The 15,777-nt window shown below is 70.5% G+C and carries 18 protein-coding genes; 5 read left to right on the forward strand and 13 right to left on the reverse strand.

Features of this window, described 5'->3' with window-relative positions; all coding sequences use genetic code 11:
• Positions 1 to 133 precede the first annotated feature (133 nt).
• The 3 genes from lppU to EL338_RS14625 form a co-directional block, all read right to left on the reverse strand.
• On the reverse strand, positions 134 to 628 hold the full coding sequence (gene lppU, locus EL338_RS14615) for an LppU family putative lipoprotein (RefSeq protein WP_435404934.1): 495 nt from the start codon (positions 626 to 628) through the stop codon (positions 134 to 136).
• Between the two features lie 14 nt (positions 629 to 642).
• Entirely contained in the window at positions 643 to 912 is a 270-nt protein-coding gene (gene rpsO / locus EL338_RS14620) for a 30S ribosomal protein S15 (protein ID WP_126334416.1), read from the reverse strand.
• Positions 913 to 1,049: 137 nt separating this feature from the next.
• Entirely contained in the window at positions 1,050 to 2,024 is a 975-nt protein-coding gene (locus EL338_RS14625; protein WP_126334417.1) for a bifunctional riboflavin kinase/FAD synthetase, read from the reverse strand.
• A 123-nt stretch (positions 2,025 to 2,147) separates the two neighbouring features.
• Here EL338_RS14625 and mntR point away from each other — a divergent pair, with 123 nt between their 5' ends.
• A complete protein-coding gene (mntR, locus tag EL338_RS14630) occupies positions 2,148 to 2,852 on the forward strand; it encodes a manganese-binding transcriptional regulator MntR (protein ID WP_126334418.1) in 705 nt (234 codons plus the stop codon).
• Positions 2,853 to 2,875: 23 nt separating this feature from the next.
• On the opposite strand, the gene EL338_RS14635 is transcribed toward mntR, so the two are convergent.
• From EL338_RS14635 to pptH, 4 genes are all read right to left on the reverse strand, one after another.
• Entirely contained in the window at positions 2,876 to 3,295 is a 420-nt protein-coding gene (locus EL338_RS14635; protein WP_126334419.1) for a CBS domain-containing protein, read from the reverse strand.
• An 86-nt stretch (positions 3,296 to 3,381) separates the two neighbouring features.
• A complete protein-coding gene (gene truB, locus EL338_RS14640) occupies positions 3,382 to 4,224 on the reverse strand; it encodes a tRNA pseudouridine(55) synthase TruB (RefSeq protein ID WP_126336869.1) in 843 nt (280 codons plus the stop codon).
• Between the two features lie 50 nt (positions 4,225 to 4,274).
• Positions 4,275 to 4,937: a 4'-phosphopantetheinyl transferase PptT gene (gene pptT / locus EL338_RS14645; protein ID WP_126334420.1), complete on the reverse strand. Its 663-nt coding sequence runs from the start codon at positions 4,935 to 4,937 to the stop codon at positions 4,275 to 4,277.
• Complete coding sequence (gene pptH, locus EL338_RS14650; RefSeq protein ID WP_126334421.1) at positions 4,934 to 5,893, reverse strand: ACP phosphodiesterase PptH; 960 nt, start codon at positions 5,891 to 5,893, stop codon at positions 4,934 to 4,936. The genes pptT and pptH overlap by 4 nt, the downstream gene beginning before the upstream one ends.
• Positions 5,894 to 6,014: 121 nt before the next feature.
• Between pptH and EL338_RS14655 the strand changes: the two genes are divergently transcribed.
• A complete protein-coding gene (locus EL338_RS14655) occupies positions 6,015 to 6,590 on the forward strand; it encodes a DUF3558 domain-containing protein (RefSeq protein ID WP_126334422.1) in 576 nt (191 codons plus the stop codon).
• Between the two features lie 24 nt (positions 6,591 to 6,614).
• Complete coding sequence (locus EL338_RS14660; protein ID WP_235666526.1) at positions 6,615 to 8,264, forward strand: CocE/NonD family hydrolase; 1,650 nt, start codon at positions 6,615 to 6,617, stop codon at positions 8,262 to 8,264.
• A gap of 171 nt (positions 8,265 to 8,435) precedes the next feature.
• On the opposite strand, the gene EL338_RS14665 is transcribed toward EL338_RS14660, so the two are convergent.
• Both EL338_RS14665 and EL338_RS14670 read right to left on the reverse strand, forming a co-directional pair.
• Entirely contained in the window at positions 8,436 to 8,981 is a 546-nt protein-coding gene (locus EL338_RS14665) for a DUF1802 family protein (RefSeq protein WP_126334423.1), read from the reverse strand.
• Complete coding sequence (locus EL338_RS14670; RefSeq protein WP_126334424.1) at positions 8,978 to 9,250, reverse strand: DUF2277 domain-containing protein; 273 nt, start codon at positions 9,248 to 9,250, stop codon at positions 8,978 to 8,980. The genes EL338_RS14665 and EL338_RS14670 overlap by 4 nt, the downstream gene beginning before the upstream one ends.
• A 47-nt stretch (positions 9,251 to 9,297) precedes the next feature.
• Here EL338_RS14670 and EL338_RS14675 point away from each other — a divergent pair, with 47 nt between their 5' ends.
• Positions 9,298 to 10,056, forward strand: coding sequence for an enoyl-CoA hydratase (locus EL338_RS14675; protein ID WP_126334425.1), 759 nt, complete (start codon positions 9,298 to 9,300; stop codon positions 10,054 to 10,056).
• An 89-nt stretch (positions 10,057 to 10,145) separates the two neighbouring features.
• Here EL338_RS14675 and EL338_RS14680 read toward each other — a convergent pair whose 3' ends face one another.
• From EL338_RS14680 to EL338_RS14695, 4 genes are read right to left on the reverse strand one after another with little or no spacing between them, the layout of a single operon-like run.
• A complete protein-coding gene (locus EL338_RS14680; protein ID WP_126334426.1) occupies positions 10,146 to 11,231 on the reverse strand; it encodes a glycerate kinase in 1,086 nt (361 codons plus the stop codon).
• Positions 11,228 to 12,055, reverse strand: a complete 828-nt coding sequence (locus EL338_RS14685; protein ID WP_126334427.1) for a sugar phosphate isomerase/epimerase family protein — start codon at positions 12,053 to 12,055, stop codon at positions 11,228 to 11,230. Before EL338_RS14685 ends, EL338_RS14680 begins: the two co-directional genes overlap by 4 nt.
• On the reverse strand, positions 12,052 to 13,203 hold the full coding sequence (locus tag EL338_RS14690) for a dihydrodipicolinate synthase family protein (protein ID WP_435404935.1): 1,152 nt from the start codon (positions 13,201 to 13,203) through the stop codon (positions 12,052 to 12,054). The genes EL338_RS14685 and EL338_RS14690 overlap by 4 nt, the downstream gene beginning before the upstream one ends.
• Positions 13,204 to 13,247: 44 nt before the next feature.
• Positions 13,248 to 14,414: a Gfo/Idh/MocA family protein gene (locus EL338_RS14695; RefSeq protein WP_126334429.1), complete on the reverse strand. Its 1,167-nt coding sequence runs from the start codon at positions 14,412 to 14,414 to the stop codon at positions 13,248 to 13,250.
• 188 nt (positions 14,415 to 14,602) lie between these two features.
• On the opposite strand from EL338_RS14695, the gene EL338_RS14700 reads away from it, so the two are divergent.
• Complete coding sequence (locus tag EL338_RS14700; RefSeq protein ID WP_126334430.1) at positions 14,603 to 15,625, forward strand: LacI family DNA-binding transcriptional regulator; 1,023 nt, start codon at positions 14,603 to 14,605, stop codon at positions 15,623 to 15,625.
• The last annotated feature ends 152 nt before the right edge of the window (positions 15,626 to 15,777 follow it).

Raw genomic sequence — 15,777 nt, forward strand, 5'->3', positions numbered from 1 at the left:
ATGTAGTGACGCGCTGGAACGGTGCGCGCGGTCTGCGCGAACCGCACCGAGTCCCGGGCCGGTACGGGCGCGGAACAGCCCTACTCTACACCGCGAGGTTTCCGATCCCGTCAAACCCGCAGGTGGGGCCGCGTCAACGCTGGTTCTCGACGCAGACGGTGAATTGGCGTTCCTCGTAGGCGTAGCCCTGCCCGCTCAGGCACTGGTCGACATTGGCGACGTCGGTGAGGATCTGGGTGGCGCGCTGACGGTGCGGGACGGCCCGATCGGCGCAGTCGACCCGCACCGGGTCGGTGTGATGCTCGGGGTGCACGCTCATGCAGCCGCCGACCACCCAATCGATGTCCAGACAGACGGTGCTGACGTTGTCCGACAGCCCGCCGCGCTGGGAGTAGAACGAGTCGACGTCGCTCGGGCACTGATCGCCCCCCGGACCGTTGACCGTGGCGACCACCTTGAAGTTGGACTCCGGGCTGCCGCAGGCCACCTCGTGGGCCTCGGGGCGGTCGATGGCGCCGCCGACCCGCAGGCAGTCACCGATTTCCAGGTCGTTGGCCCGCGTGTTGGCCGGCGGGACCTCGGCGCAGCCGGTCACCCATGCCGCCGCGATCGCTATCACGGCGGGGATGACGCGGCGATGGGTCAGCGCCGCAGACCCAGCCGCTCGATGAGCGAACGGTAGCGCGCCACGTCGACCTGCGCGACGTACTTGAGCAGCCGGCGACGACGACCCACCAGCAGCAGCAGTCCGCGCCGCGAGTGGTGGTCGTGCTTGTGCTTCTTGAGATGCTCGGTGAGATCGGTGATGCGCTTGGTCAGCAGCGCGACCTGCGCCTCGGGCGAGCCCGTGTCGGTCTCGTGCAGCCCGTAGCTGGTCAGGATCTCTTTTTTCTGCTCGGCGGTAAGCGCCACGGAATCACTCCATCTATTTCAGTCCGCGAACATTGATATCCCCTGCGGGATCCGGCGCGGCCACCGCGAACTGCAGCGCACGCCGATTGTCGTCGCAGAGTTTAACAGCGGGGGTCTCGAAACGACGATTCCGGCGCCTAGCGCGACTCCCGCAGGATGTTGCGGGCCTTCTCGGTGTCGCGGTGCATGGCCTGGATCAGGTCCTCGACGGAGTCGAACTTCTCCTGGCCCCGGACCCGGGCGACAAAATCCACGGCGACGTGCTGGCCGTACAGGTCGGCGGCGGTATCCAGGACGAAGGCCTCCACGGTGCGGGTCCGTCCGGAGAACGTCGGGTTGGTGCCCACCGAGACCGCGGCCTGATACCGCTCGCCCGGGATCACCGTCCCCATCACGGGCCCGTGGCCCAGCACGGTGAACCAGGCGGCGTAGACGCCGTCGGCCGGGATCGCCGAATGCATCGGCGGGGCGACGTTGGCCGTCGGAAAACCCAGTCCCTTGCCGCGGCCGTCACCGCGGACGACGACACCCTCGACCCGGTGCGGACGGCCGAGCGCCTCGGTGGCCGCGGCCATGTCGCCGGCGTCCACGCAGGCGCGGATGTAGGTCGAGGAGAACGTCACGCCGTTGTTCTGGTGCTCGGCGACCAGCGACATGGCCTCGACCGCGAAGCCGAACCGCTCCCCCGCGTCGCGCAGCATCTCGACGTTGCCCGTGGCCTTCTTGCCGAAGGTGAAGTTCTCGCCCACCACCACCTCGACGACGTGCAGCCGCTCGACCAGCAGTTCGTGCACGTAGCGCTCCGGGGTGAGCTTCATGAAGTCCGCGGTGAACGGCATCACCAAGAAGACGTCGATGCCGAGTTCCTCGGCGAGTTCGGCGCGCCGGGTCAGCGTGGTCAGCTGCGCCGGATGGCTGCCGGGGAAGACCACTTCCATGGGGTGCGGATCGAACGTCATCAGCACCACCGGCACGCCGCGGGCACGCCCCGCCTTCACCGCACGCGCGATCAACTCGGCGTGTCCGCGGTGCACACCGTCGAACACACCGATGGTGAGTACGCACCTGCCCCAGTCCGTGGGGATTTCGTCTTGTCCCCGCCACCGCTGCACGCCGGTAAGCCTACGGTGCGACGCCTCGGCCGTCTGCTCGGGTCACCCGTCCGGGCCCGCCGGGCGGCGACGCGGATCACACTGAAGACCCGAATGAGGTGACCATTGCCTAAACTCGATGCCGTGAGTCCCAACGATGGTCTCGACAGTGGTGCCAGTGACCTGACCACGGTCGCTCAGGACTACCTGAAGGTCATCTGGACCGTGCAGGAGTGGGCGCCGGAGAAGATCAGCACCAAGCTGCTGGCCGATCGCCTCGGCGTCTCGGCGAGCACCGCCTCGGAGTCCATTCGCAAGCTCGCCGATCAGGGCCTGGTCCACCACGAGAAGTACGGTGCGGTGACGCTGACGGAACGGGGGCGCGCGGCGGCGCTGTCCATGGTGCGCCGCCACCGACTGCTCGAGACCTTTCTGGTCAACGAACTCGGCTACAGCTGGGACGAGGTGCACGACGAGGCCGAGGTGCTCGAGCACGCCGTGTCCGATCGGATGCTCGACCGGATGGACGCCAAGCTCGGCTACCCCACCCGCGACCCGCACGGCGACCCGATCCCGGCCGCCGACGGCAAGGTGCCCACCCCGCCGGCGCGGCAACTCTCGGACTGCGACAACGGCGACGAGGGCACGGTGGCCCGGATCTCCGACTCCGACCCCGAGATGTTGCGCTACTTCGACACCGTGGGCATCAACCTGGACGCCCGACTGCGGGTGCTGGCCCGTCGCGACTTCGCCGGGATGATCTCGGTGGCCGTGGAGTCGCACGCCGGGGAGAACACCACCGTGGACCTGGGCAGCCCTGCGGCCCAGGCCATCTGGGTGGTGGCCTGACCGTTCTGGTCAGTCGAAATCGGTCAGTCGAAGTCGGCCCGCACGGCCTCGGAGGCGTAGACGCCCAGCAGGTCACGCGCGGAGACGATGGCGCTCACGGCGCCCTCGTCGCCCACCAGCAGGTGCCGGATGTGCTTGTCGGCCATCCGCAGCGCCGCCTGCTCGACGGTGGTGTCGGGCGCGCACCACACCAGGTTCGAACTGGCCACCTCGGTCGCGGGGGTCGTCGCGAGATCGCGGGCGGCGGCCACCGCCCGGACGATGTCGCGCTCGCTGATCAACGCCACCGGTCGGACCTCGTCACCGACCACGACCACGCCGACGTCGTGGGCGACGAGCGCCTCGGCCGCCGCGAGCACGCTGGCCCCGGTGGGGATGCGAACCACCGCGTCCCCGGTGATATCTGCGATGACGATCGAACCTGCGGCCGGAATGCTTGTCATACCGCTCATCCTGCCAGTTCGGACGCCCGCCGAGCAGGGACCAACGTCGTCGGCCGGGAGGACCTAAGAGACCTGAGCCGACGTTCTCACAGCGTTGCGGGACGCACCACCACGACGGATTTCGTCCGCCCGCTCGGGCGGTCCTCCAGCAGCGCCATCACCCGGCCGTCCGGGGCGACCGCGGCGTAGGTGCCCGCGATGCCCGCCGCCGGCAGCGGCCGGCCGTGGCTGGTGTCGAGGGTCTCCTCGTCGGTGAGGTCACGGCGGGGAAAGGCCAGCAGGCAGGCCTCGTCGAGGGAGTAGCTGAGCTGCGGCGCCTGGTCCAATTGCTCGAGCGTGCGGGCCTGATCGAGGCCGAACCCGCCGACGCGGGTGCGGCGCAGCGCGGTCAGATGCCCGCCGACGCCCAGCGCGACGCCGATGTCGCGGGCCAGCGCGCGAATGTAGGTTCCCGACGAGCAATCCACCACGACGTCGACGTCGACGACCGTCCCGGCGCGGCGCACCGCCGTGACGTCGAACCGGTCGATGCGCACCGGGCGCGCGGCCAACTCGACCGTCTCCCCCTCGCGGGCGAGCTGGTAGGCCCGCTTGCCGTCGACCTTGATGGCGCTGACCGCCGACGGCACCTGCTCGATGTCGCCGCGCAGCGCGGCGACCGCGGTCTCGATCGCCTCGTCGGTGACGTCCGCGGCGGAGATCTCCTGCAGCAGTTCACCTTCGGCGTCGTCGGTCGAGGTGGACCGGCCGAGCCGGATCGTGGCGGTGTAGGTCTTGGACGCCCCCGCCACCAGGCCCAGGATCTTGGTGGCCCGTTCGACGCCGATCACCAGCACGCCGGTGGCCATCGGGTCCAGGGTGCCGGCGTGGCCGACCTTGCGGGTGCCGAAGATGCGGCGACAGCGCCCGACGACGTCGTGGCTGGTCATCCCGCCCGGCTTGTCGACGACGACCAGCCCGGGCGGCGGAACTGGTTTGCTCACAACACGATCGCCGTCAGCGCCAGCCCGTCGGTCACCGACCAGCGGCCCCGCAGCGTCGTCAGCGGCGGACCCGACTTGGCGGCCGGGTCGATTAGGATCCTGGAGGTGAACCCCCCGGCGCGCCCCGAGGCGTCGACGTCGAAGCTGATGTGAGCGTCCTCGAAACCCAGCCAGCGCTCGGTGAGCGGGAACCACGCCTTGTAGGTGGCCTCCTTGGCGCAGAACAGGATCCGGTCCCAGTGCAGTCCGCCGGGCAGGGCCGAGATCTCGGTACGTTCGACGCCCAGGCTGATCGCGCCCAGCACGCCGTCCGGCAGCACGTCGTGCGGTTCGGCGTCGATGCCCACCGACCGCACCGTGGTGCTCGAGCCGACCACCGCGCCGCGGTAGCCCTCGCAGTGCGTGAGGCTGCCGACCACGCCGTCGGGCCAGCACGGTTCCCCCTTGGGCCCCTTGAGGATCGGCGCGGGGCCCACCCCGAGGTCGCTCAGCGCCAGGCGCGCGCAGTGCCGCACGGTGACGAACTCGTTGCGCCGCTTTGCCACCGACGTCGCGACCAGCGGTTCCTCCTCGGGCAGCGGGACCAGCCCGGGCGGGTCGGCGAAGACCTCGGCGGCGTACACCGAATCGGGCACGATCGCCGCGATGCGTTTGGTCATGATCGCCTGCTGCGCAACCGGTCCCGGAACTTCTCGGACGCGGCCCGCATCTCCGGGGTGATCATGAAGTGGCCGCCGAACTCGTTGAGGTAGCCGGGCGCGTACTGCGGGTCGGGCAGCACCTGGCGCAGCCACCGATAGGGCTTGCGGCGCCGCCACTCCCGCGGATAACCGACCGACACCTCCTCGAACCGCACGCCGTCATACCAGGTGGTGCGCGGGATGTGCAGGTGGCCGTAGACCGAACACACCGCGTTGTAGCGGGTGTGCCAGTCGGCGGTCTCGGTGGTGCCGCACCACAGCGAGAATTCCGGGTAGAACATCACGTCGCAGGGGTCGCGCACCAGCGGGAAGTGGTTCACCAGCACCGTCGGCGTCATCCAGTCGAGGTCCTCGAGCCGCTCGCGGGTGTGCTTGAGCCGGTCCCGGCACCAGGCGTCCTTGGTGGCGTAGGGCTCGCTGGAGAGCAGGAACTCGTCGGTGGCCACCACGCCGCGCTCCTTGGCGACGGCCAGCCCCTCGGCCTTGGTGGCCGTGCCTGCGGGCAGGAAGGTGTAGTCGTAGAGCAGGAACATCGGGACGATGGTGGCCGGGCCGCCCTCGTCGGTCCACACCGGATAGGGATGCTCGGGGGTGATCACCCCCATCTCGTCGCACATGTTGACCAGGTAGTCGTACCGGGCCCGCCCGAACACCTGCACCGGGTCCTTGCCCGTGGTCCACAGCTCGTGGTTGCCGGGCACCCAGATGACCTTCGCGAACCGCTTCCGCAGCAGGTCCAGCGACCAGCGGATCTCGTCGGTGCGCTCGGCGACGTCGCCCGCGACGATCAGCCAGTCGTCGGGCGAGGACGGGTAGAGCGACTCGGTGACCGGCTTGTTCCCGGTGTGACCGGTGTGCAGATCACTGACTGCCCACAGCGTGGGGCGCGATCTGGTCGCAGTCTCAGGTGTCACGACAATCCAGCCTAGTCATCCGTCTCGGGCGGGGCGCGGCCCATAGGGACGAACTAGAACAGGTTCTTGTTTGTTCCTTGTACACTCCCCCGCAGGGTCGGTCGCCGAGGAAGGGGGTGTGATGGTCGCCAAGATGCGGTTGTTCGCAGCGCTGGGGGCGGTGTTCACCGCCGCGCTGGTCGCCGTGCAGACCACGCTGCCCGCCGGGCCCGCGCCCACCGAGGTGGCGTTGCGGTCCACCGACGCGCCGATCACCTCCACGCCCCGCAGCCCGGTGATCGACTTCACCGACCCGGAGCCGTTCAACCCCTGCACAGACATCCCGTTGGACGTCATCAACGGTCTGGGCCTGGGGTTCGCGCCGCCGGAGCAGGAGAACAGCCTGCGCTGCAAGTACGACGCCGGCCCGTACCAGATGGCCGTCGAGGCCATCATCTGGCGGACCTACGAGAAGTCGCTGCCGCCGGATGCCGTGGAACTGGACATCAACGGCCATCGCGCGGCGCAGTTCTGGGTGATGAAGCCCACCGACTGGAACAACCGGTGGTGGATCACCTGCATGATCACCTTCCGCACCGACTACGGCGTGATCCAGCAGTCGCTGTTCTACTCGCCGATCCACTCCCCGAGCCGGCCGGACTGCATGCAGGAGAACCTGATGCGGGCCCATCAACTCACGCCGCACTACAAGTTCTGAACGTAACCTGACCGGGTGTCCCCGATCTCCTCGGATTCGTCCACCCTGACCGTCCGCGGGCACGCCCGCGGGTTGGTCGCCCGACTGCTGGGCGTGCCCGCCCGGACCACCGCCTACCAGGTGGAACGCCGCGTGCCGGTGCCGATGCGCGACGGCGTCGAACTGCTGGCCGACCACTACGCCCCCGACACCGCCACGCCGGCGGGCACGCTGCTGGTGCGCGGCCCGTACGGTCGGGCGTTCCCGTTCTCCAACCTGTACGCCAAGACCTACGCCGCCCGCGGCTATCACGTGATCCTGCAGAGCGTGCGCGGCACGTTCGGTTCCGGCGGTGAGTTCGAGCCGCCCGTCAACGAGGCCGCCGACGGCGCCGACACCGCCGCCTGGTTACGCGAACAACCCTGGTACACGGGATCTTTCGGCACCGTCGGGCTGTCCTACCTGGGGCAGACGCAGTGGGCGCTGCTCGAGGATCCGCCCGCAGACATGGCGGCCGCGGTCGTGGTGGTCGGCGTGCACAACTTCGCCGCCTCCTCGTGGGGCACCGGCGCGTTCGCCGCCAACGACTTCCTGGGCTGGAGCAACATGATCAGCCACCAGGAGGAACCGAACCGGGTCCGGCTGCTGCTGAGCCACCTGCGGGCGGGCCGCAAGGTCGCGCGCGCCATCGGCCGACCCCCGCTGGCCGCCTCGGGCCGCACGCTGCTGGCCGGCGGCGCGCCGTGGTGGGAGAAATGGATCGAACACCCCGATATCGACGACCCGTTCTGGGATCGCTACAAGTTCTACGGCGGGCTCGACCGCGCAACCGTGCCGGTGTTGCTCGTTGGTGGCTGGCAGGACCTGTTCCTGGAGCAGACCATCGAGCAGTACCACCGGTTGCACGACCGCGGGGTCGAGGTGGCGCTGACGCTGGGCCCATGGACGCACACGCACATGACGGGCCGGGCGGCCGGGCAGGTGCTACGCGAGAGCCTGGACTGGCTGGGGCGCCATCTGGGTGACGCCGCGGGCGCCGAACGCGCGCCGGTGCGCTACTTCGTCACCGGCGGCGGCGGTTGGCGCGAGGCTGCGCAGTGGCCGCCGGTGCCGACGCGCGATCGCGTGCTGCACCTGGGTTTCGCCGGGCTCACCGACGAGGCACCCGAATCCACCTCCGGCGCACGGTCGTTCACGTTCGATCCGCGTCGACCCACGCCGACCGTCGGCGGCCGGCTGCTGGCCCCCGGCGCGGGCCGGCGCCGCGACGACAAGCTCGCCACGCGGCCCGACGTGCTCAGCTTCACCAGTGCGCCGCTGGGCGCCGACCTGCACGTCTACGGCGCGCCGGTCATCGAGCTCGAGCACGAGTCGGACAACCCGCACGTCGACCTGTTCGTCCGGGTCAGCGAGGTGGACCGAAAAGGACGCTCCCGCAACATCAGCGACGGCTACCGCCGGCTGGTGCGCACCGCGGACGACCCGGTGGTGCGGATCGAACTCGACGAGATCGCGCACCGCTTCGCGGCGGGCACGCGCGTGCGGGTGCTGGTGGCGGGCGGCTCGTTCCCGCGCTACGCCCCGAACCTGGGGACCGGCGAGGACGCCGCGCACGGGGCCCGCACCGCCCCGGCGACCCACACCGTGTACCTGCGCGGCGCGTCCCGGTTGCTGCTGCCCGCGGGGCCGGCCTAGGTGGGGGTCAGGGCTGTTTCCGGCGGCCTCTCGATCAAATGCCGTCACCTTGGAGTGACGACTATCCACAGGGTCACCGGACTCGCCCCAGGCTGTGTGTAACCGTCACCCCCAGGTGACGGGTTGCGGTCGAGGAGCCGATCCCCGGAGGCCATCGACGAGGCCGACGGCTCAGCCGACCGTGTCGCGGACCCGCGCGGCCACCTCGGCGAGTTCGGCCGACGAGTGCACCGGGCCGCCCAGCGGCCCGGTCACCGGCAGCTCGATCCAGCTCTTGCAGCCGCCGAACTCCGGGGAGCGCGGCACGGTGACCGCCTCGTCGAGCGGGCGTACGTCGACCACCAGCACCGCCAACCGGTGCTTGGGCCGGAAGTCGAGGCGGTCGGCGCGCACCGACTCGTCGGTCCAGATGTGCAGGTCCGCGAGTTCGGCCAGGCGTTCGGGCCGATCCACCGCGATCGCGTCGACGACGGTGGCGACCGCGCGCAGCACCACCGCGTCCTCGGTGCTGTCGGCGGCCGAGGGGACCAACAGGTCGCGGTGTTCGGGGCGCACCCGCTCGGCGTGGCTGTGCGCCACCGTCGGGAACAGCAGGAATTCCTGCGCACTGACCTCGAAGCGTTTCTCGTGGATGCCGCCCTTGCGCAGCAGCACCCGCTGGCGGCCGTCGAGCAGTGCGTGCACCGCCGCGCTCCACTCCTTCAGGGCCGGGGTCATGGGTTGGCCGCGGCGATGCGCGCCAGCACCTCCGGCCGGCGCAACGGCGGCTGTGTCTTGGGCGGCTGACGGCGCGGCGGCAGTGCGGCGAGCAGCCGCGTCGTGGTGGCGGTGACCTCGGCGACCGCGGCCTCGAATGCGGCGGCGTTGGCCTCGGAGGTGCGGGCGATGCCGCTGACCTTGCGGATGTACTGGCGGGCGGCGGCCTCGATCTCGGCGGGCGTGGCCGCCGGCTGCAGCCCGCGAAGTTCGGTGATGTTCCGGCACATGGACTCCAACGTAGGCCGGTGCCGGGTCGGTGGCTACCGTGATGGCCATGAGTGACTCCGACGTCCTGTTGATCGACACCACCGACCGGGTCCGGACCCTGACGCTGAACCGGCCGAAGTCCCGCAACGCGCTGTCGAAGGCGCTGCGCACCGAGTTGTTCAGCGCCCTGGCGGCCGCCCAGTCCGACGACGACGTCGATGTGGTGATCCTGACCGCCGCCGACCCGGTGTTCTGCGCGGGCCTGGACCTCAAGGAACTCGGCGACACCACCGAGCTGCCCGACATCTCCCCGAAGTGGCCGGACATGGACAAGCCGGTGATCGGGGCGATCAACGGCGCCGCGGTCACCGGTGGCCTGGAGATCGCGCTGTACTGCGACGTGCTGATCGCCTCGGAGAAGGCCGCGTTCGCCGACACCCACGCCCGGGTGGGGCTGCTGCCCACCTGGGGGCTGTCGGTGCGGCTGCCGCAGAAGGTCGGCGTCGGGCTGGCCCGGCGGATGAGCCTGACCGGCGACTACCTGTCGGCCGAGGACGCGCTGCGCGCCGGGCTGGTCACCGAGGTGGTGCCGCACGACGGGCTGCTGGACGCGGCGCGGGCCGTGGCCGCCTCGATCGTGGGCAACAACCAGAAGGCGGTGCGGGCGCTGCTGGACTCGTATCACCGCATCGACGCCGCGCAGACCAGTGGCGCGCTGTGGCTCGAGGCCGAGGCCGCACGCGCCTGGATGCGGTCGACCAGCGGTGACGACGTCGCCGCCAGCCGCGCGTCGGTGATGGACCGCGGCCGCAGCCAGGTCCGCTAGATACCCATCCCTTCCAGCGCGAGCGCGAGCGTGCGCGTCCGCGGCCGACAGGCCGAGGGATTCTCGTATTCTGCGCACGTTCGCGGGGGTCAAACCCGCTGCGCGGCAACCGCACCCGCGGCCCGCAGCCAGCGCAGCGGGTCACCGATCGCGGCCTCGGTGGTGCCGGCGAGCTCGGTGAGCGACACCGTCGCGACGGCGGCGGTCGTGGCGATCTGACCGGCGACGACCACTGCGGCGACGTCCGCGCCCCGCGCCGCCGAGAGCACGTGGCCGACGAGCTTGCCGCCCAGCGACGTGTCGTCGAAGCGCCCCTCGCCGGTGACGACGACGTCGGCGGCCGACAGCTGCTCGTGCAGTCCGGTGAGCGCGCCGATCCGTTGGGATCCGGACACGGCCTGCGCACCCCAGGCGAGCAGGCCGAATCCGGCCCCGCCGGCCGCACCGGCGCCGGGTTGCTCCGGGTCGGCGGCGAAGCCCGCCTCGGCGAGCAGCCGCGCCCACCGCCGCAGGCCCTCGTCCAGCGACGAGATGTCCTCGGCCGTCGCGCCCTTCTGCGGGCCGAACACGGCCGCGGCTCCGCGGGGTCCGTACAGCGGCGCCTCGGTGTCGACGAGAATCTCGACGCCATCGCGCGGTAGGGGTGGAAGCCCCACGGGGTCAATGTGTTTCATCTCGGCCAGCCCGCGGGCGCCGTCGCCGATCGGGTTGCCGCGGGCGTCGAAGGCCTCGAGCCCCAGCGCCATCAGCAGGCCGGCGCCGCCGTCGGTGCTCGCCGAGCCGCCCAAACCCACCTGCACCGACGTCGCCCCGGCGGCCAACGCCGCCGCGATCACCTCGCCCAGCCCGCGGCTGGTCGCACCCCAGGGATCCAGGCGCGGCATCAGGGCGATGCCCGAGGATTCGGCGAGTTCCGCGACGGCGCGGCCGTCGTCGTGCAGCAGCCAGCGCGCCGACACGGGCCGTCCGTGCGGCCCGCACACCTGGGTCTGCCGCCACTGCCAGTTCGCCGACCCGGCGATCGCCTCCAGCGTGCCCTCCCCGCCGTCGGCCTGCGGCAGTGTCACGAGATTGTCGTCGGCGCGCACCGAGCGCCAGCCCTCGGCGAGCGCGGCCGCCACCTGGGTCGCCGACGCGGAGCCCTTGAAGGAATCGGGCGCGATCAGGATCTTCACAACGCGGGCAACACCAGATCGGCGTATCGGCGCTTCATCGTGTCGATGACGGCCCGTCCATCGGTGGCCCACACGGCCTCGTTGAAAATCTCGACCTCCACGTCGCCGTCGTAGCCCGCCTCCGCGACCAGCGTGGCGATGGCACCGAAGTCTATGACGCCGTCGCCCATCATGCCGCGCGAGAGCAGCGGGTCGGCGGCCATCGGCACCAGCCAGTCGCACACCTGGAAGGAGCTGATCCGCCCCTGGCGACCCGCCGTCGCGATGCCGGCAGCCAGGTCGGGGTCCCACCACACGTGGAAGGTGTCGATCACCACCCCGACGGCCGCCGCGGGATGCGGGGCAGCCAACTGCAACGCCTGCCCCAGGGTCGAGATGACCGCACGGTCCGCACAGAACATCGGATGCAGCGGTTCGAGCGCCAGCCGGACATCGCGTTCGACGGCGTAGGGCACCAGTTCGGCGATCCGCTCGGCCACTCGGGCGCGGGCGGCCACCAGGTCTCGGTCCGGGACCCCGCCGACCACCAGCACCAGTTCCGAGGTGCCCAGCGCGGCGGCCTCGTCGAGGGCGCGCCGATTGTCGTCCAACGCCGCGGCGCCATCCCCGGCGTCCGTGAGAAAGCCGCCGCGGCACAGGCTCGACACTCGAAGTCCGTTGTCGCGCACGAGCTTCGCAGCCACGTCCAGGCCGGCTTCGGCGACCCGGTCCCGCCAGAGACCGATGGCCGGCAGGCCGGCGTCGGCGGCACCCTGCACAGCCTCGCGCAGCGTCCAGGAATTGGTGGTCTTGGTGTTGAGCGACAGCCGGGCAAACGCGGTCATCGAACGACACCGTTCACCAGGAGGAAGCTGCGCATGCGACCGGCGGCCAGATCCGGATCGGTGAGCAGACCGGCGCGATCGGCGAGCACGAACAGCTCAGCGAGGTGGGCGACGGAGCGGCCCGACGACTGCCCACCCACCATGGCGAAGCCCGGTTGGTGGCCATTGAGCCAGGAGAGAAAGGCGATGCCCGTCTTGTAGTAGCGCGTCGGCGCGGCGAAAATGTGCCGGCCCAGAGCCTGGGTGGATTCCAGGATCTCCTTTGCCCGCGGGCCGTCGCCGGAGTCCAGCTCCTGCAGCGCGGTGGAGGCCGCCGGATAGATCGCCGCGAAGATGCCCAGCAGCGCGTCGGAGTAGCCGGTGCTGTCGCCGACGATCAAGTCCGGATAGTTGAAGTCGTCGCCGGTGTAGAGCCGCACTCCCGCGGGCAGCGCCCGTCGCAACGCCACCTCGTGCTCGGCGTCCAGAAGCGACACCTTCACTCCGTCGATCGTGGCGGCGTGCTCCTCGACGAGCCGGTGGAACGTCGAGGTGGCGCCGTCGATGTCGGTATCGCCCCAGTACCCGCGGAGCGCGGGGTCGAACATCTCCCCCAGCCAGTGCAGGATCATCGGGCGGTCCGCCTCGGCGAGCAGCGCGCCGTAGACCGTCAGGTAATCGGCGGGTGAGCCGGCTACCTGGGCGAGCGCCCGGGACGCCATGAGAATGACTTGCGCACCGGCGCTACGCACCACGTCGATCTGGGCCCGGTAGGCGTCCGTGATCTGCGCGAGACCGCGAGCGCCGCCCGCGAGGTCGGCCACGTCCAGGTGGTCGGTACCCGCGCCGCAGGCCAGCCGGCCACCGACGGCGTCGGCTTCGCGCGCACTGCGCCGGATCAGCTCCCGGGTGGCTGCCCAGTCCAGTCCCATTCCCCGCTGCGCGGTGTCCATCGCGTCGGCCACGCCGAGGCCATACGACCACAGCTGGTGCCGATAGGCCAAGGTGGCGTCCCAATCCAGGTCCGCCGGCGCGCCGGGCGTGTTGTCCGCGAGTACCTTAGGCACGACATGGGCTGCGGCGTAGGCGATTCGAGAGGTGATCGGCGCTTCCGGGCGGCGCCACGGCCCCGGCCGGCCGAGCTGGTGCTCGCGCAGCACACCGCCGATCGGCAGGGTGAGCGAGATACCGACGGCGGACTCGGTCGCGGCGGTCACAGCACGATCTCCGGGACGGCGATGCGCTTGCCCTCCGCCGAGCTTTGCAGCCCCAACTCGGCGAGCTGGACGCCGCGGGCCGCCGACAACAGGCCGAAGCGGTGCGGTCGCCCGGTGACGACGTCGCGTAGATACTCCTCCCACTGGAGCTTGAATCCGTTGTCCAGATCGGCGTTCGCGGGTACCTCGAGCCATTGGTCACGGAACCTCTCCGTCACCGGAAGATCGGGATTCCACACCGGTTTCGGCGTGTGCGCGCGCTGTTGGGCGACGCAGCCGCGCAGCCCGGCGACCGCAGAACCGTGCGTGCCGTCGATCTGGAACTCGACGAGTTCGTCGCGATGGACGCGAACGGCCCAGGAGGAGTTGATCTGCGCGACGATGCCACCCTCGATCTCGAAGATGCCGTAGGCCGCGTCGTCGGCGGTGGCTGCGTACTCCCGGCCCTGCTCGTCCCAGCGGGTGGGAATGTGCGTGACGGTCCGGGCCGTGACGGCCTCGACCGGGCCCAGCAGCCCCTCCATGACGTAGTTCCAGTGGCAGAACATGTCCACGGTGATGCCGCCACCATCCTCGGCCCGGTAGTTCCAGCTGGGGCGTTGGGCGGGCTGGCCGTCGCCCTCGAAGACCCAGTAGCCGAACTCGCCGCGCATCGACAGGATCCGCCCGAAGAAGCCCTCGTCGACCAGGCGTCGCAGCTTGACGAGGCCCGGCAGGTACAGCTTGTCGTGGACGACGCCGGCGACCACGCCGGCGTTCTCGGCCAACCGCGCGAGTTCGACTGCCTCGGTGAGAGTTTCCGCGGTCGGCTTCTCGGTGTAGACGTTCTTGCCGGCCTTGATCGCCGCGCTCAACGCGGCCATCCGACGCGAGGTGACCTGCGCATCGAAATACACCGCCACCGTGGGATCGGCGATCACCGCTTCGACGTCGGTGGTCCAGTGCTCGACACCGTGTTCGGCGGCCAACTCGGCGAGCTTGTCGGCGTTGCGGCCCACCAGGATGGGTTCCACCGTCACCCGGGTGCCGTCGTCGAGCCGCAGGCCGGTGTCCCGCAACGGGAGAATCGACCGCAGCAGATGCTGCCGGTAGCCCATTCGGCCGGTCACGCCGTTCATCGCAATGCGCAGTGTTGGCCGGCCGGCGCCGGGAGATGAAGACATGTGCAGATTCCTTGTCTGGTGTGCCCGGCGGATCGTGGCCGAGGCGAGTGCGGTCTGGTGGGGCGCGGCGCAAGCACCTCGAGCGAGGCGTGCGCGGCGGTGTCAGCACTTCGGAATGCGCTTTCCACGGTAAACTGCAAACACGCTCCGGTCAACCACGGAGCGATCGAACTGGACCGGGAGCGACGATGGCGGCGGTAACACTGCAGGATGTGGCGCTGCGCGCAGGCGTGTCCCAAGCAACGGCATCGCGCGTGCTCAACGGCTCGTCGCGGGTTCCCGGCGCGGGCGTGGCCGACCGCGTCCGCGCCGCCGCACGCGAACTCGGCTACGTTCCGAACGCGCAGGCGCAGGCGCTGGCCCGCGCCTCCACCGGCCTGCTCGGCCTGGTCGTCCATGACATCGCCGACCCCTACTTCTCCTCGATCGTGCGCGGCGCCCAGGCCGCGGCTCGCGTCGCGGGCAAACAGGTACTGCTCGCCAGCACCGGCCGGGACTTCGACATCGAACGGGACTCGGTGAGTACCTTCATCGCCCACCGCGCCGACGCGATCGTGCTGGCCGGCTCCCGGCAAAGTGGCGACCTCGATCGGGAACTGGAGGTGGAGTTCGACCGCTATCGCGCCAACGGCGGACGCCTGGTGGTGATCGGCCAGCCGCTCGCCTTTGGCGGTGCCGTCGAGCCCGAAAACTATGCCGCCTCAGCCGAATTGGCCGATGCCCTGGTAGCCGAAGGTCACCGACAGTTCGCCGTGATCGGCGGACCGGGCAACATCCGCACCGCGGTGGATCGGCGCAACGGATTCGTCGACGCGCTGTGCAAGCTGGGGCTGAACACGGCGGTCGAGGTATCCGGAGAGTTCACCCGCGACGGCGGGTACTCCGCGGCCCGGCGCCTGGCGGCGGCATTGCAACTCGAGTCGGGCGCCGCGGCCCCGCCGGTCTGCGTATACGCCGTCACCGACGTGATGGCCATCGGGGCCATCGCCGCCTGGCGCGAACTCGACCTCCGGGTCCCCCAGGACGTGTGCATCGCCGGCTTCGACGACATCCCGACCCTGCGGGACCACACCCCCAGCCTGACCACCGTCGCACTCGAACTCGAACAGATCGGCGTCCGCGCCGTCGAACTGGCACTGGATACCGCGACCGACCTGCGCGAAAGTGCGCCGGGGCGGGTCATCCTGCGCGACAGCACGCGACTGGACTGAGCCTGGTCCCGCTGGCCTCGCCCGGCGGCGCACCTCGCAATGTGGTTGACAGTGTGTGCGACATCACGTTATCGTCGGTCCGGCTTCGGAAAGCGCATTCCCAATCGGGACGAGACGAGCTCTTGCAGCATGTTCGACCCGTGCAACTGCGA

The organism is Mycolicibacterium chitae, from assembly GCF_900637205.1.
Classification (GTDB): domain Bacteria; phylum Actinomycetota; class Actinomycetes; order Mycobacteriales; family Mycobacteriaceae; genus Mycobacterium; species Mycobacterium chitae.